This window comes from Streptomyces sp. NEAU-174 (assembly GCF_052665095.1).
The window spans coordinates 176,250-200,206 of sequence record NZ_JBQTCE010000001.1 but is presented as its reverse complement, the minus strand read 5'-3'; the positions used below and the strand labels follow the sequence as shown (position 1 = coordinate 200,206).

The following is a 23,957-nucleotide window of genomic DNA, read 5'->3' as shown; positions in this document are numbered from 1 at the left end:
GACGGACCGATGATGTTGCAAGATATGCCCGTGCCTCACGTTGACTCGGAGCCCTCGGCTTCCTCCGCGCGTACGTACGACCCGGCCGCCATGCGCGAGCACTACCGCGCGGCCGGCTTCGACGAGGCGGATCTGGCGGATGATCCGTTCGGGCAGTTCACCCGGTGGTTCGAGGATGCCGTCGGCAGCGGGCTGTTCGAGCCGAACGCCATGGTCGTCTCGACGGCCGACGCGCAGGGCCGCCCCAGCTCCCGCACGGTCCTGATGAAGAGCTTCGACGAACGCGGCTTCGTCTTCTACACCAACTACGGCTCCCGCAAGGGCCGTGAGCTGGGCGAGAACCCGCATGTCGGCCTGCTCTTCCCCTGGCACCCCATCGCCCGGCAGGTCATCGTGACGGGCACCGCGCGGCGCACCGGGCGCGATGAGACGGCCGCGTACTTCCGCACCCGGCCGCACGGCTCGCAGCTGGGGGCGTGGGCGAGCTCGCAGTCCACGGTGGTGGGCTCGCGGGAGGAGCTGGACCGCTCGTACGAGGAGCTGGCGGACCGCTATCCCCCGGGCGAGCAGGTGCCGGTGCCGCCGGAGTGGGGCGGGTTCCGGGTGGTGCCGGAGACGGTGGAGTTCTGGCAGGGCCGGGAGAACCGGCTGCACGACCGGCTGCGGTATGTCCGGCTGCCCGAGGAGGAGGGCGGCGGCTGGCGGGTCGAGCGGCTGTACCCGTGAACGCACTGGGGCTGTACCCGTAGGACGCACCGAGAACGTAGAACGCGCTGAGGGCGTAGAACGCACTGAGCACGTAGAACGCCCTGAGCACGTAGAGCGCGCTGAGCACGTAGAACGCCCTCAGAACGCGGACAACCCGCGGGTCTTTCCCCTGACGCCCTGAGGCGGAAGGGGGCCGGTCGGACGTACCGGCGACCCGCGGGTCGGGTGACTGCTTGGGATTGGCCGGCCGCGCACCTCTGGTGCGCCAGTCCGGCGAATGCGCTGAGCGCGACGACGGACTGCTAGCCCGCAGTCACCTCACGCGTCCGGATTTCATACATCTGCCGAACCACCTCCCTTCTCGTGTACCGCCACACTAAGAACCCCCTCCTGCCACACACAAGCGAATTTCCGTGAGGCAACGATTTCGACGAATGCGGTGTGGCGCGCGTCACGTTCGAGTTCAATGTCCGACGTGCCCCACCACAGACAGCCACGTCCAGCAAGGGGTGTCAGGTGAGCGCTTCACAACGTTCCGAACCCGCACGTCCAGCGCGTTCCGCCCGGTCCTCGCGGGGGGTCCCGGGACAGCCGGGCGCGGCCCCGTCGGCGTCCGGCCGCCCCGACTGCCCGGACGGCCCCGAGCGGTCCGACTCCGAACTGCTCGCCGCGCTGCTCGACGGGATGGACGCCGCCCTGTGCGCGTTCGACGCCGACGGCACGGTGACCCACTGGAACCACGAGGCCGAGCGCATCCTCGGGTGGACGGCGGCGGAGGCGGTCGGCCGCAAGGGGCTGGGCGGCTGGGCGGCCCGCCCGGGGGACGCCCGAGACGTCGAGGCGCGCCTTACGGAGGCCATGGGCGCCACGGGGCGCCGGGTGCACGAGTTCGCGCTGCTGACCAAGGACGGCGGCCGGGTCCTGGTCCGTACCCAGTCCTCGGGGGTGCCGGGCGCGGACGGCCGCCCGGCCGGGGTGTACTGCGCCTTCAGCGAGGCGCACGCCCAGGTCGACCTGGAGCGGTCGATCGCGCTGAGCGAGGCGCTGCTGGACGACGCGTCGTGGAACGTGGTCCTGGTCGACGCGGATCTGCGGGTGGCCGTCGTCAACGCCAACGCGGCGGGCGCGCTGCGCACCACCCGTAAGGCCGCGCCCGGACGGCCGCTGGGCGACTTCCTGGACCAGGGCGTGGAGGAGGCGGAGGCCGCGCTCCAGCACGTCCTGGCGGAGGGCGCGCCCCCGGCCCCCACCGAGCTGTGGGTGACGCTGCGGGACGCCGACGCCGACGCGGTGGACGGCCTCGAGGGCGCGGAGGGCGTGCGCTACGAACTGCTCGACGACGACGAGGCCGTGCGCGGCGAGGGCACCGACCGCGGCGAGACCGGGGCGGCGGCGCGCCGCCGCTGCTGGCGCAGCGGCTTCCTCCGGCTGGCCTCACCGCTCACCGAGGAGCCGGCGCCGCTCGGGGTGGCCTGGATCTTCCAGGACGTGACGGAGGTGAAGGGCCAGGAGCAGGAGAGCGCCCGGATGCGCTTCCGGGGCAACCAACTGCACCGGGCGGCGCGGGCGGCGGCCGAATGCGAGGACCCGATGGAGGCCGCCTCGGTCCACCTGGACTTCGCGCTGGCGGGCTTCGCCGACCACGCCCTGATCGACCTGGTCCTGGACCCGCCGCCGGGCGCCCCGGCCGACCGGGTCCGGCTGGTCCGGGCGGCGGCCACGCCCACCGGCGCCCCCGGCCCCTGCCCGCCCGTCGTCCCGGGCGGCATCCCGCTGGCCTACCCGGAGGGCCACCCGGCGCTCCAGTCGGTCGAGCGCTGCGGTTCGGTACGGGCGAGCGCGAGGCGCTCGGACGAGTCGGGGGCGGTCCAGTGGGCGGCGACCCGCAAATGGCCGGAGGGCGCGGTGCACGGCCTGTGCGCGGTGCTGCGCAGCCGCGGCCGCACCCTCGGCGTGGTCACCTTCCTGCGCACCTCCAGCCGCCGGGGCTTCGACCGGACGGACGCGACGTACGCGGAGGACGTCGCGGCCCGGGTCGCCGCCTCGGTGGACCTGGCCGTACGCAGGCGCTGACGCGGTGCCGGACGGCGTTGACGCGGTGCCGGGCGGTGCTGATGCCTTGCCGGGCGGCGCTGACGCGGCACCCGGAACCGGCGCGCGCCCGGCGCCCACGGCGGGCACCGGGCGGTGGAGCACCGGCGGCGGACCGTCACCGCCGGTAGAAGATCCGGTCCCCGTATTCGGCCATCACCTTACGGTTCCACTCGTGCCCGCCGTCCACGTTCCCCGACCTCAGCATGGGCGGCTCGATCCCGCGCTCGGCCAGCTCCCCGATCCCGGCCGCCACCATGGACTGCATGATCGCGCTCGTCACGACGGTGGACGCGGGCGCGAAGGGCGCGCCGACGCCGTCCGCCGTGAGCTCCGCGTCCCCGACCGCGATCTTGTTGTCGACGACCAGGTCGCAGTGGTCCTTGAGGAAGCCACCGGAAGGGTTGCGCGAGGTCGTGCCGGTCGCGTAGCCGACCGAGGTCAACCCGATCACCTTGATGCCGCGCTCCCGCGCGCTGATGGCCATCTCCACGGGCAGGGCGTTGCGCCCGGACAGCGAGATCACGATCAGCAGGTCCCCGGCCCGGAGCGGGCTGCTGTCGAGGACGGTCGTGGCGAGCCCGTCGACGCGTTCGAGCGCGCTGCCCAGGGTGGCGGGGACGACGTCCACGCCCACCGCGCCCGGCACCGGCAGCAGGTTCATCAGCGCGAGCCCGCCCGCGCGGTAGACGACGTCCTGCGCGGGCAGGGAGGAGTGGCCGGCGCCGAACGTGAAGAGGCGGCCGCCCGCGGCGACGGTATCGGCGATCAGGGTGCCCGCCGCGGCGATATGCTCGCCCTCCTCGTCCCGCACCTGCCGCAGCAGGCCGATGGCCGCGTCGAAGAATTGCCCGGCCGGTTTGGACTCGCTCATCAACGCGTCGCCTTCCCTGTGGGGGGTTTCGATCATGACGCTGTGAATAGCAGCCCGGTCCCTCGCGGCGGAAGGGGCCGACTCGGCCCCGTTGTCGGTGGGATGCGTCAGAATTGGTTGAGGGCCACCGCACGACACTTCGAGGGGCACGCATGTCCGGACTGATCGACACCACGGAGATGTATCTCCGAACCATCCTCGAGCTCGAGGAGGAGGGCGTGGTCCCCATGCGCGCCCGGATCGCGGAGCGGCTCGAGCAGAGCGGTCCGACGGTCAGCCAGACAGTGGCGCGGATGGAGCGCGATGGGCTGGTCACGGTCGCGGGCGACCGTCATCTGGAGCTGACCGAGGAGGGCCGCCGGCTGGCCACCCGCGTGATGCGCAAGCACCGGCTCGCGGAGTGCCTGCTCGTCGATGTGATCGGGCTGGAGTGGGAGCAGGTCCACGCCGAGGCGTGCCGCTGGGAGCATGTGATGAGCGAGGCGGTGGAGCGGCGGGTGCTGGAGCTGCTCCGCCATCCGACCGAGTCGCCGTACGGAAACCCGATTCCGGGCCTGGAGGAGCTGGGCGAGAAGGCCGAGGCCGATCCGTTCCTGGACGAGTCCATGGTGAGCCTGCGTGAGCTGGAGCCGGGTTCGGAGGGCAAGACGGTGGTGGTGCGCCGCATCGGCGAGCCCATCCAGGCCGACGCCCAGGTGATGTACACCCTGCGGCGGGCCGGGGTGCAGCCGGGCTCCGTGGTGAGCGTCACCGAGTCGGCGGGCGGGGTGCTGGTCGGCAGCAGCGGTGAGGCGGCGGAGCTGGAGGCGGAGATCGCCTCGCATGTCTTCGTGGCCAAGCGCTGACGCTCCCTGACCTCGCTTCCCGGCCTCGCTTCCAGCTTCCCAACACGCGCTGACCTCGCCTCCAGCACCGCGCTGAGCTCGCTTCCAGCAGCGCGCCGACCTCGCCCCCGACACTGCGCGGAGCTCGCTTCCGACACTGCGCTGACCTTCCTCCCCAACGCCGCGCGAACACACCCCCGCACAACCTCCCTCGCCTCGACACGCTGACCGATACACCCGGTTCAAGCCATTCGGCCGTCACGACCTGCGACGACGGATTTTCCCGATACCGGAGTCGACAGAAACCGAGCGGGCCGGGCCGCCGCGTGCGACGCTGTCGCTGACGCTCGGATCGTCAGGGGAGGGGGTCCGGTGGGCCCGATGGGCTGTGCCGCCGCGGGGGTGTTCTCGAGCAAGGGCCCCGGTGCCGTCAGGTGCCGGGGCCCCGCTTCCCCATGTCCCCCCGCTGGGCCCCGGTGCGCACGGACCGCGCGGACGCGGCCCGTGCGACCCGGGGCCCTGGTGACCCGGAGCCCCGAGCTCCCAGGGTCGTCCCCCGCGGACTCCCTTCCCCGAGCAGTCCGCCTCCCGCTAGCTGTCTCCCCAGGGCGCAGACGATCAATCCCCGAGCACGGTCACTCGAACGAGGGGTGTTGAACGGCAATCCCCCGTGTTCGAATATGAGTTCGATACTGTGAGGGTGTTCGAGAGAGGGTTGGAGGTGCCAGACCACATGGTGCGACGTAGCGAGGTGAGCGGGGCCGGCGGCGTGCGGCTCGCCGCCTGGGAGTTCACCGATCCGCCCAAGGGAGGCGCTGGCCGCGAGGGCGCGCGGGGCCCCGGAGTGCTGTTGCTCCATGGGCTGCTGGGCCGCGCCGCCCACTGGGCGGAGACGGCCCGCTGGCTCTCCACCCGCTATCGGGCGGTCGCCCTCGATCAGCGCGGCCACGGCCGCAGCCAGAAGCCGGCCGAGGGGCCGTTCGGCCGCTCCACCTATGTGGACGACGCCGAGGCGGCCGTGGAGCAGCTCGGCCTCGCCCCCGTCACCCTGATCGGCCATGCCATGGGCGCCCTCACCGCCTGGCAGCTCGCCGCCCGCCGCCCCGATCTGGTCCGGGCGCTGGTCATCAGCGATATGCGGGCCTCGGCCCTCGGCGCCGCCTCGCAGCGCGAGTGGGCCGAGTGGTTCCGCTCCTGGCCGGTGCCGTTCGCCACGCTCGCCGATGTGCGCAAGTGGTTCGGTGAGGACGATCCGACGCTGGAGCGCCCGAATCCGCCCCGGGGCGACTTCTTCGCGGAGGTCATGGCCGAGCGTTCGGACGGCTGGCGCCCGGCGTTCTCCTGCCGTCAGATGCTGAAGGTCCGTGACAGCTGGGTCCATGACGCCCATTGGGAGGAGCTCGCGCTGGTCGAGTGCCCCACCCTGGTCGTGCGCGGGCTGGACGGTGAGCTGGGCCGAGCGGAGGCGCAGGAGATGGTCCGGGTGCTGCCCCGGGGGCAGTATGCGGAGGTGGTGGACGCGGGCCATCTCGTCCACTACGACCAGCCGGACGGCTGGCGCCGCGCCGTGGAGCCCTTCCTGGCCTCCGTCCTGCCGGTTTGACGGCCCCAAGCCCGGTGCCGCGGCCGCGCCCGGTTCAGAACGTCCAGACGAACGGCTTGCCGCCGATCTCCGTCCACATGACCTTGACCGACCTCGCCCGCGCGGGGATCAGGAAGGTGTTGCAGAGCAGATAGCTCTGCCCGTTCCTCCAGTTCTTGATCTCATCCGAGTCCGCGCATCCCTTGGGCCGTCCGGCAGTGCCGATGACCTTCGCTCCCCGCCGCCCGTCCGCGTACACCTCCGCGTAGTCCCCGACCCGCGGATACTCCGTCACCGTGGCCCCGCGCACATGGGTGTACTTCACATAGGCCACCGCGGGTACCTTGCCCTCGGCGTCCGCGGGGTTCGACACCAGCGCCTTCGCCTCGGCCGCCGTGCCGATGTCGACCTTCTGGGCCGCGATCCGATAGGTGGGCTCGACCCCGGTGTCCTCCTTGAACGCACGCGTACCGGTCTGGCCCGGCCGGAGCGGCAGCTCACCGTCCGATCGCATACCGACCTTCTGCGCACCGCTCCGGTGACCATCGGTGACACCCGAGCGGGAAGTGTGTCGTGCGTTCTCGGATGTATCGCCCTTTTCGCCGAATGGTCCGCACGCGGTCAGGGCGAGAGCCAGTACGGCAACGGGCGCGCCGGCGCGCAGCGGCCACGTTGTCTTGGTCAACGGCAAGTGGAACTCCAATGCGGGAACGTGGCCTCATCGCGCTCCGGTGTGATCTCTTGAACGCGATCGACGGTTCGTCGATCCTACGAGTCCTCTACTCCCTTACAGCAATGGGAAATTGACCAGTAATGGACAGGCGAAGGGAAGCACATGATCGGTGGCGACAGCACCGAACCGGAACCCGGCAAGGACTGGGCGGCATTTCAGTACGAGATCTATCTGAACGGGATGACCGGCGCCGTTCCCCGGCTTCCCGCCGATCTCACCCGGCTCGAGGAGCTGGCCGAGGCGCGCCTGGGGCCGGGGCCGGTGGGCTATGTGGCGGGCAGCGCGGGCGGCGGCAGCACCGAGCGGGCCAACCGGGCGGCGCTGGACCGGCATCGGATCGTGCCCCGGATGCTCCGTGACGTACGGCGGCGGAATCTCTCGGTCGAGCTGTTCGGCACCCGGCTGCCCGCGCCGCTCGCGCTCGCGCCGATCGGGGTGCTGTCGATCACGCACCCGGACGCCGAGTGCGGGGCGGCGCGTGCCGCCGCGGCGCAGGGCGTGCCGTTCATCCTCTCCTCCGCGTCCAGTACGCCGATGGAGCGGGTGGCGGAGGCGATGGGCGACGGTGAGCGGTGGTTCCAGCTCTACTGGGGCAAGGACCGCGAGGTCACCAAGAGCTTTCTGAGCCGCGCCAAGTCCTGTGGTTTCACGGCCCTGGTGGTCACCCTCGACACTCCGCTGCTGGCCTGGCGGCCGCGCGATCTCGACCAGGCGTATCTGCCGTTCCTGCACGGTGTGGGCACCGCCAACTACTTCACCGATCCGGCGTTCCAGGCCGGGCTCGCCAAGCCGGTCCACGAGGACCGGGACGCCGCGGTGCTGCACTTTGTGCAGCTGTTCGGGGACCCCGGGAAGACCTGGGAGGACCTGGTGTTCCTGCGCGAGCACTGGGACGGCCCGATCGTGCTGAAGGGGGTGCTGCACCCCGACGACGCCCGGCGCGCGGCGGCCGCGGGGATGGACGGCGTCGTCGTGTCCAACCACGGCGGCCGCCAGGTGGGCGGCTCGATCGGGGCGGCCGACGCACTGCCGGGCGTGGTGGAGGCGGTCGGCGACCGGCTGGCGGTGCTCTTCGACAGCGGAGTGCGCACCGGTGACGATGTGTTCAAGGCGCTCGCCCTCGGCGCTCGCGCGGTGCTGCTGGGGCGGCCGTACGCCTATGGGCTCGGGCTGGACGGGCAGCCGGGGGTGGAGCATGTGATCCGAGCGCTGCTGGCCGAGTTCGAGCTGACGCTGGCGCTTTCGGGCCATGCCGATGCCGCGGGGCTGACCCCGGAGGCGCTCGGCTGACAATTCCCTTCGGCCTTCAACTTGTCAGCGGCACCCGGTCTTCAACGTGTCGGCCGCACCGGTCCTTCGGCGACTCGCCGAGCGGCCGTTGGGGTTTTACCGGGTCCTCAGCTTCCGGATTGACGGGTGCTACGCTCCTTGACGCGCAATGAATTTACTGATCATGGGGGGTGGTTGCGTGAAGATCAAACGTAAAGCCTCGATGGTCGTGCTCTCGGCGGCGCTGATGCTGGGCGGTTCCATCGCCCTGGCGCCAACGGCGTCGGCGGTGGGGTCATCGGCGTGCCAGTTCAATTCCCCGGATGTCAATTTCAAGGTCTCGACCAGTGGCGCCAGATTCCGCACCGGTCCGGGAAAGCGGTACCGCGCTATAGGGACGCTTTACCGAGGGGATTCCTTCCGGTACTTCTGCCGCACCCGGGGCTTTGAGAACAGCTGGTCCTACGGAAAGATCCTCAAGCGGACCACGACCGGAATTCATGCCGGGACCAGGGGCTGGGTCTACAGCAAGTACCTCGACTAGCCGGAACGTTACGGCAGTTGGGCACGCGGCGATCGGGCGCGCGGCAGCCGGGCCCGGAGGGTTCGTACGACGGCACGCGGCGGGGCCGGGGACTTGCCCCCGGCCCCGCCGCCCGCGCTCGCGCCCGCGTCGTCACCCCTTGCTGACGGCCGCCAGGATCTCCGGCAGCCGCGCCGCGACCCGTGGCGCCGCCACCCGCAGTCCGGCCTCCGCGATCGCCGCGCCGTACACCGCGCCCAGCGGGAACACCACCCACAGCAATCCGTGCGTCCCGGAGACATGCAGCCAGATCGTCAGGCCCAGCACCGGCGCGCACAGCACGGAACCCGCGATCATCCCGCCGAGGATGCTGAGCCAGGCGATCCCCGCCTGCGCCGGGACGACGTTCTTGTAGCCGCTGTCCTGCGGAATCGAGTACGGGGCCAGCACCGAGGTCAGGGCGCCGGTCGCCAGCATCGAGCCGAGCAGCGCCAGGGCGATCCCGAGCGCCTCGGGGGCGGCCGACCAGTCCTTCAGGACGGCGGCGCAGCCGAGCACCGCCACCGCCACATAGGGCACCGCGACCAGGAGCAGCGCCATCGCACGGCCCCGCAGCTCCAGATAGGCGTCACGGGGTGCGGAGATCGTCTGCGCGACCATCCAGAAGGCGGAGGTGTCCTGGCCGAACTGGTTGTACATCAGCATGCCGAGCATCCCCGACGCCCAGCACGCCCAGTAGATCGAGCCGTTGCCCTGGGCCGCGGTGATGAAGGGCAGCAGCAGGCCGACGCCCAGCGAGGTGACCCACGCCGACTTGGTCTTCGGGTCCCGTACGGCGTAGCGCAGCGTCCGCAGCAGCACCGTGCCGGTGCGGCCGGAGGGCAGCAGCCGGGCGAACGGGCCCGAGGCGTCCGGGGTGTCGGCCGCGCCGGAGGACCGGCGCTCGCGCGGCGCCGCCGCCTGGATCGTGGAGGAGTCCGGCGTGGTCATCAGGTGGGTGAGGGTGGAGCGCCACCACCACATCAGCAGCGCCAACGCGGCGAGGGTGAGCGCGAACTGGGCCGCGGCCACCCCGTAGGCGCCGTCGCTCACGCCCTGGACGGCGTCCACCGCCGCCGCGGGCGGCACCCAGCGCAGCACCGCGGACGCCGGTTCCAGCACGGACAGGCCGTTCTTGCCGCCGAGCTGCTGGGCCCCGAGGTTCACGAACTGCGCGCCGATAGCCACGAACAGACCGCTGAGCACCGCCATATCGCGGCCCTTACGGCTGGTGAGGAGGCGGGTGTTGGCCGTGGCGACGGCGCGGGCCAGCGCCACGCACACCAGCACCGTCAGCACCACGGCCAGGACCGCCGTCACCGCGGCCGCCGCCCCGTGCGCGACGGCGATCGCCGAACCGGCCGCCAGGGTCAGGGTGAACAGCGGGCCGATGCCGATCAGCGAGGAGACCAGCAGCGCGGTGATCAGCGAGCGCGGCCGCAGCGGCAGCATCACCAGCCGGGTCGGGTCGAGGGTCTCGTCGCCGCCGGGGAAGAACAGCGGCATCACCGCCCAGCCGAGCGCGAGCACCGCCGTCAACAGCGTGACCAGCGCGTCGACGTGGTTCGTACCGCGCAGCAGCACCAGGCCGAGCAGCTGCAACACGGCGAACACCATGGCCATCACCAGCGAGGTGAGGTACGCGGCCCGCCGGCCGCTGGACTGGCGCAGCCCGTTGCGCAGCAGCGCCAGCTTCAGGGAGACGAAGACGGGGGTGGGGGAGCCGGTGGGGACGGCGGGCGGCGCGGGCGCCGCGGTGCCGAGCGGGTCCTTGGCGTCGAGCGGGTCGGTGAGCGTCATCGGGCGCCGCCGCCCAGCCAGTCGAGGCTCTGGCCCGCCTGGCGCCGGTTGGCGCCGACCAGTTCCAGGAAGGCGTCCTGGAGGGAGGGCGCGTCGCCCCGCACCTCGGCCAGCGGGCCATGGGCCCGGATCCGCCCGCCCGCGATCACCGCCACCCAGTCGCACAGCGACTCCACCAGCTCCATGACATGGCTGGAGAAGACGACGGTCGCGCCGGAGCGGGTGTAGCGCTCCAGGACGCCGCGGATGGTCTGGGCGGAGACCGGGTCGACGCCCTCGAAGGGCTCGTCGAGGAAGAGGACTTCGGGGTTGTGGAGCAGCGCGGCGGCCAGCCCGATCTTCTTCCGCATACCGGTGGAGTAGTCGATGACCAGCTTGCTCTGGGCGCCCGCGAGATCGAGGACGTCCAGCAGCTGGGTGGCGCGCCGGTCGACCTCCGCACCGGGCAGCCCGCGCAGCCGCCCGGTGTAGGTGAGCAGCTCCCGGCCGGAGAGCCGCTCGAACATCCGCAGTCCCTCGGGCAGCACCCCGATCCGCGCCTTGACCTCGACCGGATCCCGCCAGACGTCATGGCCGCCGATCTCCACGGTCCCCTTGTCGGGGCGCAGCAGCCCGGTGATCATCGAAAGCGTGGTGGTCTTACCGGCGCCATTGGGGCCGACGAGCCCGATGAACTGCCCGGCGGGCAGCTCCAGATCGATCCCGGCGACCGCGATCTGCTCCCCGTAGCTCTTCCACAGGCCGCTCACCCGCACGGCGGCGGCCCGGGACGACTGTGGCTGTGTGCTGTCTGCTGCTTGCTCCTGCGGCACCGGCTCACCCCGTTTTCCCGTGGGACGTGTCCCACTGACGTATCACGCGGGGGCCGGTCATGACGCCCCGCCGTCGCTCCACGATAGGGGCCGTCCCGGGGAGCCCTGCGGAGTGTCAGCGGCGCTCGCGGCCGCAGGCGTAGGCCAGGGCGCTCACCAGCTCTTCCGCGTCGGGCAGCCAGCGGTTGGCGGCGGTGGGCCGCCGGGCCCACTGGATCGGGCCGCGCACGCCCACCCGGGTCGGCGGCGCGACCACGTAGTCGCCCTCGCCGCGGGCGGTCAGGTCGATCGCGTTCGGCGGCCAGCCCAGGTTCCGCACCAGGTCGGGGACCTTGGCGGCGGCGCCCGGCAGGACGAAGAAGAGCATCCGGCGCCCGGGGGTGCAGGTGACCGGGCCCAACTCGACCTGGCGGCGCTCCATACGGGCGAGCGCCAGACAGCCCGCGGACTCCGGGACGTCGAGCGCGTCGAAGGTGCGGCCGGTGGGCAGCAGGATGGCGGCGCGCGGCGTCCTGGCCCACATGCGGCGGACCACGACCGCGCTGCCGGTTGCCTGGTTCACCCAGTCCCGGCCGGTCGGATGGGCGCCGGGGGCCGGGCAGTCGGCGGTTCCGCAGGAGCAGCGCTCCACTCCGTCCACGGCCTCGAGCCAGGCGCCGGAGAGCACGTCCCAGTGCCGCTCCTCGGCGTACCGCACCGCCGCGTCGCGCAGCCGCTCCCCGCGCTGCTGAGGGATCTGCGAGGTTCCCGCGGGGAACCGCGTTGGTCCTGTCACGTCCATGGTCTCTTCCACGCACAGGACAACTTCCGCCGTCAACGAGGGTTACGGCCGGGCCCCCGCACGGGCGGTGCCGTCGGGGGCCCGGGGTGCGCGGTGACGGCACGGCGGGGCGCATGGGTGCACGGGCGGGGGCGCGTATGGGGTTGCGGCTCCGTGAGCGGGTAGCCACCATGCGTGACGGGCGTGCGAGTGTCCGGTGGCCATGCCGCGGCGCCAGGGGGAGGGCGGTCCCGGACTCGGATCGGCGCCGTACGCGAACGGTACGGAGCATGCGGTCAATACGGGCAAGTTCCGCATTCGCCGTATACCTGCGATATCTGCGGGGCATCACTCAGCAACAGGGACGGATACGCCGAGAACGCAAGCAGTCACTGGGGGTAATGTCATGGCCGCTAGGCCGCTTGTGGCGCGGCAGCCGAACGAACGGTTGCAGGCGCTCATCCAGGAAGCCGGCTGCTCCAACGCCGGGTTGGCGCGCAGGGTCAATATGTGCGGCGCCGAGCACGGTCTCGATCTGCGGTACGACAAGACGTCCGTGGCCCGTTGGCTGCGCGGTCAGCAGCCACGGGGCCGGGCGCCGGGCATCATCGCCGAGGCGCTCGGCCGCAAGCTCGGCCGTACGGTCACGATCGACGAGATCGGCATGGCCAACGGCAAGAACCTCGCCTCCGGGGTCGGCCTCCAGTTCTCGCCCACCGTCCTCGGCGCGATAGAGCAGGTCTGCGAGTTGTGGCGCAGCGATGTGGGGCGCCGCGACTTCCTCAGCGGCTCGACGGTCGCCGCCTCCGCGCTGGTCGAGCCCAGCCGCGACTGGCTGATCACCGGTGCCGACGCTCAGGTGGCGCGCACCGCGGGCGCCCGGGTGGGGCGGTCCGATGTCGCGGCGGTGCGGGCCACCACGGACGCGCTCGTCGACCTGGACCACCGCTACGGCAGCGGCCATGTGCGCCCCGTCGTCGTCCACTATCTGAACAGCGTGGTCTCCGGCCTGCTGGCCGGCTCGTACACCGAGGCGGTCGGGCGCGAACTGTTCGCGGCCGTCGCGCGGTTGACGGAGCTGGCGGGCTATATGGCGGTCGACACCGGTCAGTCCGGTCTCGCCCAGCGCTACTACATCCAGGCGCTGCGGCTCGCCCAGGCCGCCGGGGACCGGGGTTACGGCGGCTATGTGCTCGCCGCGAGCATGAGCCATCTCGCCGCCCAGCTGGGCAATCCCCGGGAGATCGCCCAACTGGCGAAGGCCGCGCAGGAGGGCGCGCGGGGCCAGGTGCCGCCGCGTGCCGAATCGATGTTCCTGGCGGCCGAGGCGCGCGGCCACGCCCTGATGGGGGACGCGCGGGCCTGCCAGTCCGCGTCCGGGCGGGCGCTGGACGCCATGGAGCGGGCGGTGGGCAGCGGTTCGGGCTCGGTCACGGGTGACGAACCCGACTGGATCCGCCACTTCGGCCATGCCTATCTCGCCGATGAGCTGGCCCACTGTCACCGCGACCTGGGCCAGGCCGAGCAGGCCAGGCGGCGCGCCGAGGAGGCCCTGGAGGGCCTTCCGGAGGGGCGGGTGCGGCGGCGGGCGATCGGGCTGCTGCTGCTGGCCACCGCGCATGTGCAGCAGCGCGAGGTGGAGCAGGCGTGCCATGTGGGCACCCAGGCGGTGGATCTGCTGGGCGCGCTGCGGTCCAACCGGGGCGCGGAGTATCTGGACGACTTCCAGCAGCGCCTGGAGCCGTACCGGGACGAGCCGGTGGTGCGGGAGTTCGGGGCGCGGCTCCAGGTGCAGGTGGCCTGATGCCCGGGTGTGGCCTGATGCCCGTGTGGTGAGACATGGGTGTTGTGGAGTGTGTTGTGTTGTGTTTACCCCGGGTACGGACGGGGTTCATATCGCCCCCGATCGTGGTGATGTGCCCCATGTCGCGGTGACCAGTCTCTCTCCGTCCCGATGGGCTCATGGGCACCGCGCCCTCTGGGGAACCGGTAGCGTGACCCGACGATTCCGTCGTTCCGTATAACCAAGGAGTCCCGGTGACGCAGAGCGGTCAGGGGAATGAGCCGCGGCTTCCCGCGGTCCCGCCCGCGCAGCCTGTGCGCGAGGGGGTTGTGCTCCCTGCCCAGGGTGACCACAGGCCCTCGGACGCCCCGCAGGGGGCCCCGGCCGGGGGGCAGGCGTGGGGGCAGCCTTGGGGGCCGCAGAGCGCTCCGGAACCGCCGCAGCAGGGCGAGCTGCCGCCGCCGGGTGAGTTCGGCGCGCCGCCGCCGCAGGGGGAGCTGCCCCCGCGGGCCGAGTTCGGCGCCCCGCCGCTGCCCGAGGCGCAGCCGTACGGCCAGCAGCAGGGCTGGACGCCTCCGGAGAGACCGGCCCAGCCGCCGCACGGCGCTCAGCCGCCGCACAACGTCCCGTCGCCGTACCAGCCCCAGCCGCTGCCGTACCAGGACGCCGACGAGACCCAGGTGATGCCGCCGCAGCCCGCCGGGGACGCGGACGCGACCCAGGTCATACCCCCGGTCCCGGGTGAGGCCCCGCCGCCGCTGGACACCCCCACCACCACGCTCGCCCCGGTCAAGAGCGCGCCGCTGCCGCCCGAGAACCGGCCCGAGTCACCGGCCGAGTCCACCACCCAGCTGCGCGCCGTCCGCCCCGGCCGCCGGGGCGCCCACCGCCAGCAGCCCCCCGCGGCAGCGGCCGCGGAGGAGACCGCGGTGCTCCCGCCCACGCCCGCCGCGCCCGCCGCACCCGCGCCGATTCCGCAGCGGCCCGGCAGCGCCCCGTACGCGATCCGTCCCGGCCTTCCCGGGGACCGGCCGCCGCCCTCGGAGTTCGACGGTCTGTTCCGCGACGCCGGCGGCGCCGGTGGTGGCGCCGATGAGACGCAGCAGCTTCCGCAGTTCGGCCCGGACGTTCCGCAACCGCCGTCCGGCGGCCGTGGTGACGGCGGTCATGGCGGTCATGGCGGCGGTGGCCGGCGCCGGATGTCGCGGGGCATGATCATCGGCGTCGTGGTGGTGGCGAGCTGCGCCGTCGCCGGGCTCGCCGCGGGAGCCGTGCTCAGTATGGGCGGTGACGACGACGGTAAGGACAACTCGACGCTGAGCAGCGCCTCACCGAGCGCCGCGGAGTCCTCCAAGGCCCCCGACCCCGTCGAGACGCAGGCGAAGGCGCTGGACGCGCTGCTCGCCGACAGCAACAACAGCCGGTCCTCGGTGATCAAGGCCGTGGACAACATCAAGTCCTGCAAGGACCTGACCACGGCGGCATCCGATCTGCGGACCGCCGCGGGCCAGCGCAATGACCTGGTGACCCGGCTGGGCAAGCTGTCGGTGGACAAGCTGCCCGACCACGCGCGGCTGACCGCGTCGCTCACCAGGGCGTGGAAGTCCTCGGCCAGGGCCGACAACGAGTACGCGGCCTGGGCCGACCAGGTCGGCGGCAAGAAGGGCTGCCCCAAGGGCAAGGCCCGCCGCTCGCCCCGGGTCGGGGCGGCCGAGCGGGCCAGTGGCGAGGCGACCCAGGCCAAGAAGACGGCCTCGGGTCTGTGGAACCCGATCGCCTCCCAGTACGGCCTCACCTCGCGCCAGGCCACCGACCTGTGACCGGGGGGCCGGGGACGGCGCTGCCGTCGTCCCCGGCCCAACCCGTGGCTCGTCCCCGGCCCGGCCCCTGGCTCAGTCCGCCGGGTGGTAGCGCTCCAGGATCTTGGACACGTTGACGAAGCCCTTGCGCACCGCCACCAGCCGGCCGTCGCGCACCATCTGGTAGGTGACGTCCGCGTTGACGATCCGCGAGTAGTTGGGCACGTGCAGCGTGTCGTCGTAGCCCCAGCGCAGCGTGGGCGTCAGCCCGCCGGTGTTGACCGCGTGGCCGTTATCCAGCGCGTTGCGCACGGTGCGGGCGCTGATGTCGTCGGCGTGCAGGGACATCAGCACCGAGCGCAGCACCGTGTAGCCGATCCAGGTGGTCTGCGTCCCGGGGTCGTCCGGGTCGATGCGGTTGTCGTCGAAGGCGTACTTGTTGATGACCTTCTTCATGGGGTTCCAGCGCGGATCGTCCCCGGCCGGGTACCAGCCGGTGGCGTAGGTGCCCTCCAGGGGGCTGGAGGTGCCGCCGGTGGAGTCGATCAGGGACTGCCGGACGCCGCCGAGGATGGAGGCTATCCGCACCTTGGGATGGTTCTCCTGGACCCGGCGGAAGGAGTCGAAGAAGGTGCCGGTGCGGTTGCCGAGCGCCGCGGTGACGCACGAGCTGTCCAGGGCCGCGCCCTGGTCGGCGCCGCCGAGGGAGCTGTCGGCGCCGACGCCCTCCAGGGCCGTGGTGGCCTGCTTGCTGTAGTCGCCCGCGCCCTCGGGGGCGCGGACGTCATGGGCGTCGGCGCGATTGCCCGCCCTGAGGCCGGTGTTGAGGAGCTGGGGGAGTTCGTCGCCCGCGATGGTGTCGGGGCGCACCAGCGCGGTGCGCTCGCAGCGGGAGGCCAGCTGGCGCCCGTTGCCCACCAGCAGGGCCGCCTGGCCGCCGTTGACCGGGTAGGAGTACGGGCTGTCGAACTCCTCCTGCGTCAGCCCGTAGCCGCCTATGTAGGGGATGCCGGCGACCTCCAGCGGGGAGATGAAGGACCGGCCGTACTGGCTGTACGAGCCGACGACCGCGACGGCCTTGTCCTCCTTGGCCCGCTGGGCGCAGCCGGCGGCCTGGACGGCGTCGTTGCGCTCGTTGCAGGTGACGACCTCGAGCTTGCGGCCGTGGATGCCGCCGGAGTCGTTGACCCAGCGGGCAAATGCCTTCGCCATCGCGGGCATTCCCGGCATATTGGTCGCTTTGGTGCCTTCTGGGGCCCAGGTCATGACGGTGATGGGGTCGCTGTCGCCGCTGTTCGACAGCACCGTGCCGCAGCCGGACAGCAGCGACGCGCCGACCGCCGTACACAGTGCCGCGACGGCGGCTCGGAAGGGGCGGGAGGAGGGGCGTCGCCGTCCGGTCATGGCAAGCGAGCTTGGTGCTTCGCGAGGAACGCAGCCGCTATGACAAGACAAGGGATGGTGACGTAGAGGTGAACAGCGGGGGCTGATCCGTCTCTATGTGTGAAGAACGTACGATCAGTGACTGTGCAAGGTTCGGAGAAGTCTTCCCGTCGCGCCCGTCGCTCGACCACCATGGGGGCCATGCCTGCCAACGACATGCCTTGGTGGCGCTGGCGCACCAATGTGCGCTCGGCGCTGCATATGCTCTCGGACCCCGTCTTCCAGCAGGAGTGCTGGCTGGCCGGCCAGCCTGGATACGGGGATGTGACGGACGCCGTCTACCGGCTGGTCGAGGACACCTGGCTGGACAACTGGTCCGCCGAGAAGTACGTCGGCACGATCTTCCGTGACTCGCAGGAGGCGGCGCTTGTCGATGTCGCCGTGCTGCGGGTGCTGAGGATCATGCACCAGGCGGGCGCGGACGCCCCCGTCTCGGCGTACCTCGAGCACCATGGCTGGCCGGAGGCCGTACGGGCGGCCCGCGAGGCCCATGTGCGGCTGGCCACCAACGACGGCGAGGATCCGGACATCCCACCGCGCACCCTCGAAGTACTGGCGATCATGACGCAGGCGGTCTGAACGACGTCGCGGGTGTGGGGCGCTGTCGCGGGTGTGGGACGCTATGGAGTCATGAGCGAGTCGCATCCCGTCCCCGACCAGTACATCCTGACGCTGTCCTGCCCGGACAAGCAGGGGATCGTGCACGCCGTGTCGAGCTATCTGTTCATGACCGGCTGCAACATCGAGGACAGTCAGCAGTTCGGGGACCGTGACACCGGACTCTTCTTCATGCGGGTGGCCTTCCGTGCCGTCTCGCCGGTGAAGGTGGCGGATCTGCGGGCCAGCTTCGCGGCGGTCGGCGAGTCCTTCCGGATGGACTGGGAGATCCATCGCGCCGACGAGAAGATGCGCATCCTGCTCATGGTCAGCAAGTTCGGGCACTGCCTGAACGACCTTCTCTTCCGGTCGCGGATCGGCGCGCTGCCGGTCGAGATCGCCGCGGTGGTCTCCAACCACACCGACTTCCAGGAGCTGGTGGGCTCCTACGGGATTCCGTTCCACCACATCCCTGTGACGAAGGACACCAAGCGGGAGGCCGAGGCCCGGCTGCTGGACCTGGTGCGCGCGGAGCATGTGGAACTGGTGGTGCTGGCCCGCTATATGCAGGTGCTCTCCGACGACCTGTGCAAGGAGCTGTCGGGCCGGATCATCAACATCCACCACAGCTTCCTGCCGAGCTTCAAGGGCGCCAAGCCGTACCACCAGGCGCATGCGCGCGGGGTCAAGCTGATCGGGGCCACCGCCCACTATGTGACCGCCGATCTGGACGAGGGCCCGATCATCGAGCAGGAGGTCGAGCGCGTCGGCCATGGGCTCACCCCGGACCAGCTGGTGGCGGTCGGCCGCGATGTGGAGTGCCAGGCGCTGGCCCGCGCCGTGAAGTGGCACAGCGAGCGCCGGGTGCTGCTCAACGGGCACCGTACGGTCGTCTTCGACTGACTCGGAGCACCTGCTTCAGAGGCGGGACAGGGACGCTGTGGCGAAGAGCACATCCCGGATCGCCTCGGTGTCCCCGGACAGGCCCGCCGCCGCCTCCTGCGGCGGCACATGCCCGGACGCCAGCAGATAGAACGCCTCCTGGTCCAGCGCGATCGTCGCCACCGCCTCCTCCGGCGCGGCCGTCGCCGCCGGGGAGTCCAACGGGATGTACCAGTCGCCGCCGCCCGTGCCCTCCACCTGGAGATGGAGCGTACGGCCCGGGGTGCCCGCCTCGACCAGCCGGCGGGGCGGGGCCGCGAGCCCGGCCCGGCGGCGCTCGGCCAGGGTCCCCGGAAGCAGCCGGGCACACAGGTCGATCATGGCCTTGAGATGGGCCGAGGCCGGTGGTTCATAGGGGTAGTCGATGGCCTCGGCGATGTCCCCGGCGTGCACCCAGCACTCCAGGGCACGGTCGAGGAACGCGTCGCGGATCGGCAGCGCGAAGTCCCCGTACTCCACATCGAGCTCGGCGACCCCGCGCCCGGCGAAGGACGCCGTACGGACCAGGGCATGGCCCTGCTCGCGCCACAACTCCCGTACCGCACCGGGCGGACCGGCCCCGTACGCGGCGCCGGGCTCGTGGTGCCAGTACGCCTCCGTACGGGCCAGGGGCGAGCCGGGGGCGGCGGCGCCCATCGGGTCCGGGAGGCCGAGGGAGGCGGCGACGATGCCGTCCACGACCATCAGATGGCCGATCACCCCGGCGACGGTGGTGTCCCGGCCGGTGAGCCGCCGCCCGTCGAACCACTTGAGGCGCACCGGCGCACGCCACTCGGCCTCGCCCATGTCGCGCAGCAGCGCGTCCAGCCGGGCGGCCTCGGCGTCGTAGGCACCGGCCCAGCCGGGCATGGGTATCCGGGCCGGGCGGCGGCCCAGACAGCCCGCGAGCACCCGGGAGCGCAGCATCGGGTCGAGGTCCAGGCTGTGCTCGGTGTGCAGCAGCCCGACGGCGTCGCGCAGCCGCAGCGCCTCCTCGGCGCAGGAGGGGCAGTGGTTGAGATGCGCCTCGACGGCGGAGGTCTCCTCCTGCGAGCACGCGGTGAGCGCCCAGGCGCCGAGCAGCGAGCGGAGCAGGTCGTGCGAGAGCGGATGGGCCGCGGAGGGCGTGGGCGCCGCCAGGGGCGGGGCCGGTGGGGCGGGCTCGGCCGGTGGCACGGGCGCGGGCAGTGGGTCGGGCGCGACCGCGGGCGCGGGCGGTGCCGCGGAGGCGGGCGGTGTCGCGGAGGCAGGTGGTTCCGGGGCCGGACGCGACTCCGGGTGCGGCTCCGGTTCTGGTTCCGGATTCGCCTCCGGGGCGGGGCCCGGGGTCGGTTCCGGTTCGGGGCCCAGAGCTGGCTCCGGCTCATGGCCCGGGCGCGGCGCTGGTTTCGGTGTCGCTTCCGGTTCGGAGCCCGCGGCGGGTTCCGGGTCGGGGGCCGGTTCGGGCTCCGGCCCCGGTCCCGGTTCGGGCTCCGGTCCGGGCTTCGGTGTCCGTTCCGCCGCTGCCTTGTTCACGCGTGTCTCGTCCGCCCGTGTCTCGTCCGCCGTCGGCGGGCGCGGGGCGGGGATGCCGCCGTCCAGGGCGCCCGGCCAGTGGCCGCTGTCCTCGGCGGCCGACCGCGGCGGCGGTATGCGTGGTGGCCCGGCGGGGTGGGACGGCAGATCCGCGTCGCCGCCCCGTCCGGGCCCGTCTCTTCCGTCCCCGGAGCCGCCGGAGCCCTCGCCGAAGGCGTCGTCGTACGGGTCCGGCCCGCCGCGCCCGGTCACAGCGCCCGCCCGTAGCCGGGAGGCGAGACCGTGCGGGACGGCTGGACATGGGCCGTGGACAGCAGTTGGAGGCCCAGCCGGAGGCGGCGCCTGGCCTCGTCCTCGGTCACCCCGAGGGCGGCCGCGGCCTGCCGGTAGTCGCGGCGGTCGAAGTAGGCGAGCTCCAGGGCGGCGCGCAGCGGGGCGGGCATCGAGGTGACGATGTAGTCGGCGCGGGCGGCCACGGACGCCTCGCGGATCCGCTCCTCCAGGGCCTCGCCCGTGAGGGTGTCCCCGCAGGCCGAGGCGGTCTGCGACGCGCGTAGCCGGTGCACCGCCTGGCGCTGGGTGAGCATGGCGATCCAGGCGCGCAGCGAGCCCTGCTGGGGGTCGTACGCGTCCGGGTTCTCCCAGACGTAGCCGAAGACTTCCCGGGTGACGCGGTCGGCACCGGTGTCGTCCTCGAGGACCCGATGCGCCAAAGTGTGGACAAGTGAGGCGAAACGGTCATAGAGCTCGGCGAGCGCGGCCGCTTCGCCGCGCGCCAGCCGCTGTTGCATCCTGCGGTCCCAGCGGGGCGGTGCGTCGTTCGCCATGCGGCCCCCAATCCCGAGTTGTCCGGCCGGCCCTCCAGGCACTATGCCCACGTTCATATCGAATGTAATGCCGGTGGCTCTCACAACACGCGCCCATCAGGCAAAGTGCGTGAGAACGTGGCTGCGCATGGTATGGGGACGGTCGCTTTGCGCAGGATCGGGGAGACGAAACGCTTCGGCCCGGCATAGGGTCGTCCCTCAAGGCGTATGCCTGGGGGAGTTTCATGCGCCGACGGGCGGGCAGCCGCCCGGGAACAGCAAATTCCGGTTAGCGGCGAGCGAAGGGCTTCGGGCGCGTGACGTTGAAGGTGATGGAGGACCGGCGGGGGGAGTGGGTCGTTCTCCAGGTCTCGGGAGAGATGGACCTGGTGACCTCGCCCGCAGTCCGGCAGCACGTCCACGACGCGGTCGCCGAGGGCCGCCACTGGCTGGTTCTGGATCTCTCGGAGGTCCGGTTCTGCGACTCCAGCGGGGTCGGCGTACTGATCGCGGCGCGTCGGCTGATGCGGTCGTGTTCGGGCCGGCTGCGGCTGATCCTGCCGCCGCAGGACGCCGCGCACGGTTCGCATGTGCACCGGGTGCTGGCGGCCCTGGGAGTGCGGCGGCTGTTCGACGTCTACCCCGATCTTGGGGCGGCCACGGAGCTGGACGAGGACGACGAGGACGCGGTCGACTCCCTGTCGGCCTAGGCGCTCCGCGGGAAGTGCCGCGAAATGCCGTCGTGCGTCTGCGGCCGCGTCGTGGCTGGTCGCGCCCGCGCGGCGGAGTCGCACATCGACACAGCCGCGGCGGAGCCGCATATCGACACAGCCCGGCCCGCGCCCCTTCGGGGCGCCATGCGGTCCGTTCACGCCGCCGGGCCCGTGACGCGCGGGGTCTTGGGGAAGTCGGCCCGTACGACGAAGCCGCCCTCCTCCGTGGGCCCGGCCTCCAGCGTGCCGCCCAGCAGCTGTGCGCGCTCCCGCAGCCCGACCAGACCGTGACCGCCGCCCGGCAGCCCAGGGGCCACGGCGGAGGCGTCGGGCGGGCCGTTGCGCACCTCGACCCGCAGGCCCCGCGTCTCCTCGGCCGCGTGAGCCGTCCCGTCCGCCGCCTCCGGCCCCTCCGCCTGCGCGTCGTTGACCCGTACCGTCACCCGTGCCCCCGGCGCATGCTTGCGGACGTTGGTGAGCGCCTCCTGGACGATGCGGAAGGCGGCGCGTTCCACCGCCTCCGAGTGGCCCGGCCGCTGGGTCGCGCTGTCCGTCTCGAAGCTGACGTCCAGCGCGCTGAGTTCGATCAGCCGGGGCAGGTCGGCCAGCCGGGGCTGCGGGGTCAGCTCCTCGTGGTCGCCGCCCGCCGCGCGCAGGATGCCGACCATATGGCGGAGTTCGTCCAGGGTCCGCACGGACAGCTCGCGGATGGTCCGCGCGCCCTCCCGCGCCTTCGCGTCCTCCGCGCTGATCTGCACCGCACCGGCCTGGAGGCTGATGAGGCTGACCTGATGGGCGACCACGTCGTGCATCTCGCGGGCGAGCCGGGCGCGTTCGGTGGACAGCACCTGCTCGGCGATCAGCTCGTCCGCGCGGCGGCGGCTGCGGGTCAGGTCCTCGATCCGGGCGGCGAGTTCCCCGCGCGTACGCACCAGGAGGCCCAGCGCGATGGGCCCCACCGAGGTCACGCACGCGTCGATCAGCGTGAGGGTGTTCTCCCGGTACGCGGTCGGCTCGAAGTCGGAGACCGGCCAGGGGATGAAGTGCGCGGCGGCCAGCAGCAGCGCGGAGACCCCCAGCAGCCGCCGGTCGGGGCGGAGCCGGGCCACCGTGTAGAGGGCGATCATCGGCGCGAACCAGACGTAGCCGATGAGGATCCCCGGCAGCGTCACCAGGAAGACCAGCGCGGGCAGTTTCCGGCGCACCAGCAGCGCGGCCGCCGCCACCAGCGAGACATTGAGCTCGAGGCCGAAGGTGACGCCGTTGACGAGCAGCGCGTCGGCGACCGCGAGCAGGACGGGGACGATCAGCGAGCCCCAGCGCATGACCCGCTGCGGCGGCCGCCGCCGGAAGACCGGGGCGGACGGCGGCGAGGAGGGGGCGGAGGCGGGCGCGGCCGCGGACGACGCGGCCGGGGACGCGCCGGGCGCGCCGGGCGTACCAGGCGCACCGGGCGCGCCCGGTGTGTCCGGCGTGCCGGGGGACGAACTCCGGGACGGGGGCAGCGGGGAGACGGTCATCGGGGGCCACCTATCGGCGGACGGCTGGTGACGAGCCCGGCGCGGTCGGCGACGATCGCCGCCTGGACGCGGTTGAGCCCGCCCAACTTGCCGAGCACCGCCCGTACATGGTCCTTGACGGTGCTGGGCGCCAGCCCCATCCGCTCGGCGATCTGCGGATTGGCGAGCCCCTCGCCCAGCAGCGTCAGCACCTCGCGCTCGCGCGGGGTGAGCGCCTCGACGGCCTCGGCGGCCGTCGCCTCCGCCTCGGCGGCGAGATAGCCGCCGATCACGGCGCGGGTGACGGCCGGATCGAGCACGCTGCCGCCCTCGGCGAGCGTGCGCACGGCCCGTACCAGCTGCTCCGGATCGGTGTCCTTGAGGAGGAAGCCCGCGGCTCCGGCGCGCAGCGCGGCCGCCAGGTACTCCTGGACGTCGAAGGTCGTCAGCATCGCCACCGCGGGGGAGCGGGGCGCGGCCCGCAACTGTCTGAGGACGCTGAGCCCGTCGGCGTCCGGCATCCGGATGTCGAGCAGCACCACATCGGCCTTGCTGCCCAGCACCGTGTCCACCGCGAAGGCTCCGGAACATTCGGCGACCACCTCGATGTCCGGGGCCGTGCCCAGGATCAGTCGCAGACCGGATCGTACGAGCGCCTCGTCGTCCACCACAGCCACACGGATCACCGGCCGCTCCCTCGCCTCAGCTGTCATGCCCATTGCCCGGACAGCCTGCCTCATCGGAGAGCGAATATGGAGTGGTTGGCTCCGTCAGTGGGCGGGAACACCCCCGCCGGTCGGAGGGGGTGACGACAGACCAATGGTGGATTTCCCCGGCGGCTCCCGGCAGGCAGAGTGGATGTCAAG

21 protein-coding genes are annotated in these 23,957 nt (G+C 72.4%); 11 read left to right on the top strand and 10 right to left on the bottom strand.

Annotation, left to right across the window (positions count from 1 at the left end; all coding sequences use genetic code 11):
- The first annotated feature begins 24 nt into the window (after positions 1-24).
- Together pdxH and ACT2CW_RS00840 are read left to right on the top strand one after the other, a co-directional pair.
- Positions 25-726: a pyridoxamine 5'-phosphate oxidase gene (gene pdxH / locus ACT2CW_RS00845; RefSeq protein WP_233362012.1), complete on the top strand. Its 702-nt coding sequence runs from the start codon at positions 25-27 to the stop codon at positions 724-726.
- A 498-nt stretch (positions 727-1,224) separates the two neighbouring features.
- Complete coding sequence (locus ACT2CW_RS00840; RefSeq protein WP_445515160.1) at positions 1,225-2,781, top strand: PAS domain-containing protein; 1,557 nt, start codon at positions 1,225-1,227, stop codon at positions 2,779-2,781.
- A 136-nt stretch (positions 2,782-2,917) separates the two neighbouring features.
- Here the strand turns inward: ACT2CW_RS00840 and ACT2CW_RS00835 are convergent, their stop codons facing one another.
- Entirely contained in the window at positions 2,918-3,673 is a 756-nt protein-coding gene (locus ACT2CW_RS00835) for an SIS domain-containing protein (RefSeq protein WP_138915139.1), read from the bottom strand.
- A gap of 152 nt (positions 3,674-3,825) precedes the next feature.
- Between ACT2CW_RS00835 and ACT2CW_RS00830 the strand changes: the two genes are divergently transcribed.
- On the top strand, positions 3,826-4,518 hold the full coding sequence (locus tag ACT2CW_RS00830; protein ID WP_037958355.1) for a metal-dependent transcriptional regulator: 693 nt from the start codon (positions 3,826-3,828) through the stop codon (positions 4,516-4,518).
- A 712-nt stretch (positions 4,519-5,230) separates the two neighbouring features.
- Positions 5,231-6,100 (top strand): alpha/beta fold hydrolase, encoded by an 870-nt coding sequence (locus tag ACT2CW_RS00825; protein ID WP_445515159.1) that lies wholly within the window; start codon positions 5,231-5,233, stop codon positions 6,098-6,100.
- Positions 6,101-6,134: 34 nt separating this feature from the next.
- Here the strand turns inward: ACT2CW_RS00825 and ACT2CW_RS00820 are convergent, their stop codons facing one another.
- The gene (locus ACT2CW_RS00820; protein WP_445515158.1) at positions 6,135-6,593 is read right to left on the bottom strand and encodes a hypothetical protein; all 459 of its coding nucleotides are present in this window, start codon (positions 6,591-6,593) and stop codon (positions 6,135-6,137) included.
- A gap of 321 nt (positions 6,594-6,914) precedes the next feature.
- On the opposite strand from ACT2CW_RS00820, the gene ACT2CW_RS00815 reads away from it, so the two are divergent.
- Both ACT2CW_RS00815 and ACT2CW_RS00810 read left to right on the top strand, forming a co-directional pair.
- Positions 6,915-8,102, top strand: a complete 1,188-nt coding sequence (locus ACT2CW_RS00815; protein WP_445515157.1) for a lactate 2-monooxygenase — start codon at positions 6,915-6,917, stop codon at positions 8,100-8,102.
- A 148-nt stretch (positions 8,103-8,250) separates the two neighbouring features.
- Positions 8,251-8,625 (top strand): SH3 domain-containing protein, encoded by a 375-nt coding sequence (locus ACT2CW_RS00810; RefSeq protein WP_250852804.1) that lies wholly within the window; start codon positions 8,251-8,253, stop codon positions 8,623-8,625.
- Between the two features lie 132 nt (positions 8,626-8,757).
- Here the strand turns inward: ACT2CW_RS00810 and ACT2CW_RS00805 are convergent, their stop codons facing one another.
- The 3 genes from ACT2CW_RS00805 to ACT2CW_RS00795 all read right to left on the bottom strand — a co-directional run bounded on the left by ACT2CW_RS00805 (position 8,758) and on the right by ACT2CW_RS00795 (position 12,036).
- Positions 8,758-10,443: a transporter gene (locus ACT2CW_RS00805; protein ID WP_445515156.1), complete on the bottom strand. Its 1,686-nt coding sequence runs from the start codon at positions 10,441-10,443 to the stop codon at positions 8,758-8,760.
- Positions 10,440-11,255 carry an ABC transporter ATP-binding protein gene (locus ACT2CW_RS00800; protein ID WP_445515155.1) on the bottom strand — a complete coding sequence of 272 codons (816 nt, stop codon included), beginning with the start codon at positions 11,253-11,255 and terminating at the stop codon, positions 10,440-10,442. The genes ACT2CW_RS00805 and ACT2CW_RS00800 overlap by 4 nt, the downstream gene beginning before the upstream one ends.
- 115 nt (positions 11,256-11,370) lie before the next feature.
- Complete coding sequence (locus ACT2CW_RS00795; RefSeq protein WP_106969166.1) at positions 11,371-12,036, bottom strand: bifunctional DNA primase/polymerase; 666 nt, start codon at positions 12,034-12,036, stop codon at positions 11,371-11,373.
- Positions 12,037-12,421: 385 nt separating this feature from the next.
- On the opposite strand from ACT2CW_RS00795, the gene ACT2CW_RS00790 reads away from it, so the two are divergent.
- Together ACT2CW_RS00790 and ACT2CW_RS00785 are read left to right on the top strand one after the other, a co-directional pair.
- Positions 12,422-13,819, top strand: coding sequence for a transcriptional regulator (locus ACT2CW_RS00790; protein ID WP_164425454.1), 1,398 nt, complete (start codon positions 12,422-12,424; stop codon positions 13,817-13,819).
- 233 nt (positions 13,820-14,052) lie between these two features.
- Complete coding sequence (locus ACT2CW_RS00785) at positions 14,053-15,618, top strand: hypothetical protein (RefSeq protein ID WP_445515154.1); 1,566 nt, start codon at positions 14,053-14,055, stop codon at positions 15,616-15,618.
- Between the two features lie 72 nt (positions 15,619-15,690).
- Here the strand turns inward: ACT2CW_RS00785 and ACT2CW_RS00780 are convergent, their stop codons facing one another.
- Positions 15,691-17,001 (bottom strand): ABC transporter substrate-binding protein, encoded by a 1,311-nt coding sequence (locus ACT2CW_RS00780; RefSeq protein ID WP_445515153.1) that lies wholly within the window; start codon positions 16,999-17,001, stop codon positions 15,691-15,693.
- 171 nt (positions 17,002-17,172) lie between these two features.
- On the opposite strand from ACT2CW_RS00780, the gene ACT2CW_RS00775 reads away from it, so the two are divergent.
- Both ACT2CW_RS00775 and purU read left to right on the top strand, forming a co-directional pair.
- On the top strand, positions 17,173-17,619 hold the full coding sequence (locus ACT2CW_RS00775) for an SCO4402 family protein (protein WP_166483137.1): 447 nt from the start codon (positions 17,173-17,175) through the stop codon (positions 17,617-17,619).
- 51 nt (positions 17,620-17,670) lie between these two features.
- On the top strand, positions 17,671-18,540 hold the full coding sequence (gene purU / locus ACT2CW_RS00770) for a formyltetrahydrofolate deformylase (protein ID WP_164425458.1): 870 nt from the start codon (positions 17,671-17,673) through the stop codon (positions 18,538-18,540).
- 15 nt (positions 18,541-18,555) lie between these two features.
- Here purU and ACT2CW_RS00765 read toward each other — a convergent pair whose 3' ends face one another.
- Complete coding sequence (locus ACT2CW_RS00765; protein ID WP_445515656.1) at positions 18,556-19,908, bottom strand: zf-HC2 domain-containing protein; 1,353 nt, start codon at positions 19,906-19,908, stop codon at positions 18,556-18,558.
- Positions 19,909-20,321: 413 nt separating this feature from the next.
- The gene (locus ACT2CW_RS00760; RefSeq protein WP_164425460.1) at positions 20,322-20,900 is read right to left on the bottom strand and encodes a sigma-70 family RNA polymerase sigma factor; all 579 of its coding nucleotides are present in this window, start codon (positions 20,898-20,900) and stop codon (positions 20,322-20,324) included.
- Between the two features lie 311 nt (positions 20,901-21,211).
- Between ACT2CW_RS00760 and ACT2CW_RS00755 the strand changes: the two genes are divergently transcribed.
- Positions 21,212-21,589, top strand: a complete 378-nt coding sequence (locus ACT2CW_RS00755; protein ID WP_138916076.1) for an STAS domain-containing protein — start codon at positions 21,212-21,214, stop codon at positions 21,587-21,589.
- 158 nt (positions 21,590-21,747) lie between these two features.
- Here ACT2CW_RS00755 and ACT2CW_RS00750 read toward each other — a convergent pair whose 3' ends face one another.
- Both ACT2CW_RS00750 and ACT2CW_RS00745 read right to left on the bottom strand, forming a co-directional pair.
- The gene (locus ACT2CW_RS00750; protein ID WP_445515152.1) at positions 21,748-23,112 is read right to left on the bottom strand and encodes a sensor histidine kinase; all 1,365 of its coding nucleotides are present in this window, start codon (positions 23,110-23,112) and stop codon (positions 21,748-21,750) included.
- Positions 23,109-23,777, bottom strand: a complete 669-nt coding sequence (locus tag ACT2CW_RS00745) for a response regulator (protein WP_137978400.1) — start codon at positions 23,775-23,777, stop codon at positions 23,109-23,111. The genes ACT2CW_RS00750 and ACT2CW_RS00745 overlap by 4 nt, the downstream gene beginning before the upstream one ends.
- Positions 23,778-23,957: the final 180 nt, after the last annotated feature.

What these genes read in the sequence shown, in the direction of transcription:
- ACT2CW_RS00805 (WP_445515156.1), bottom strand. Translation starts at nt 10,443, where the DNA reads ATGACGCTCACCGACCCGCTCGACGCCAAGGACCCGCTCGGCACCGCG.
- ACT2CW_RS00825 (WP_445515159.1), top strand. Translation starts at nt 5,231, where the DNA reads ATGGTGCGACGTAGCGAGGTGAGCGGGGCCGGCGGCGTGCGGCTCGCC.
- ACT2CW_RS00780 (WP_445515153.1), bottom strand. Translation starts at nt 17,001, where the DNA reads ATGACCGGACGGCGACGCCCCTCCTCCCGCCCCTTCCGAGCCGCCGTC.
- ACT2CW_RS00795 (WP_106969166.1), bottom strand. Translation starts at nt 12,036, where the DNA reads ATGGACGTGACAGGACCAACGCGGTTCCCCGCGGGAACCTCGCAGATC.
- ACT2CW_RS00810 (WP_250852804.1), top strand. Translation starts at nt 8,251, where the DNA reads ATGAATTTACTGATCATGGGGGGTGGTTGCGTGAAGATCAAACGTAAA.
- ACT2CW_RS00835 (WP_138915139.1), bottom strand. Translation starts at nt 3,673, where the DNA reads ATGAGCGAGTCCAAACCGGCCGGGCAATTCTTCGACGCGGCCATCGGC.
- ACT2CW_RS00820 (WP_445515158.1), bottom strand. Translation starts at nt 6,593, where the DNA reads ATGCGATCGGACGGTGAGCTGCCGCTCCGGCCGGGCCAGACCGGTACG.
- ACT2CW_RS00775 (WP_166483137.1), top strand. Translation starts at nt 17,173, where the DNA reads ATGGGGGCCATGCCTGCCAACGACATGCCTTGGTGGCGCTGGCGCACC.
- ACT2CW_RS00750 (WP_445515152.1), bottom strand. Translation starts at nt 23,112, where the DNA reads ATGACCGTCTCCCCGCTGCCCCCGTCCCGGAGTTCGTCCCCCGGCACG.
- ACT2CW_RS00755 (WP_138916076.1), top strand. Translation starts at nt 21,212, where the DNA reads ATGGAGGACCGGCGGGGGGAGTGGGTCGTTCTCCAGGTCTCGGGAGAG.
- pdxH (WP_233362012.1), top strand. Translation starts at nt 25, where the DNA reads ATGCCCGTGCCTCACGTTGACTCGGAGCCCTCGGCTTCCTCCGCGCGT.
- ACT2CW_RS00760 (WP_164425460.1), bottom strand. Translation starts at nt 20,900, where the DNA reads ATGGCGAACGACGCACCGCCCCGCTGGGACCGCAGGATGCAACAGCGG.
- ACT2CW_RS00830 (WP_037958355.1), top strand. Translation starts at nt 3,826, where the DNA reads ATGTCCGGACTGATCGACACCACGGAGATGTATCTCCGAACCATCCTC.
- ACT2CW_RS00815 (WP_445515157.1), top strand. Translation starts at nt 6,915, where the DNA reads ATGATCGGTGGCGACAGCACCGAACCGGAACCCGGCAAGGACTGGGCG.
- ACT2CW_RS00790 (WP_164425454.1), top strand. Translation starts at nt 12,422, where the DNA reads ATGGCCGCTAGGCCGCTTGTGGCGCGGCAGCCGAACGAACGGTTGCAG.
- purU (WP_164425458.1), top strand. Translation starts at nt 17,671, where the DNA reads ATGAGCGAGTCGCATCCCGTCCCCGACCAGTACATCCTGACGCTGTCC.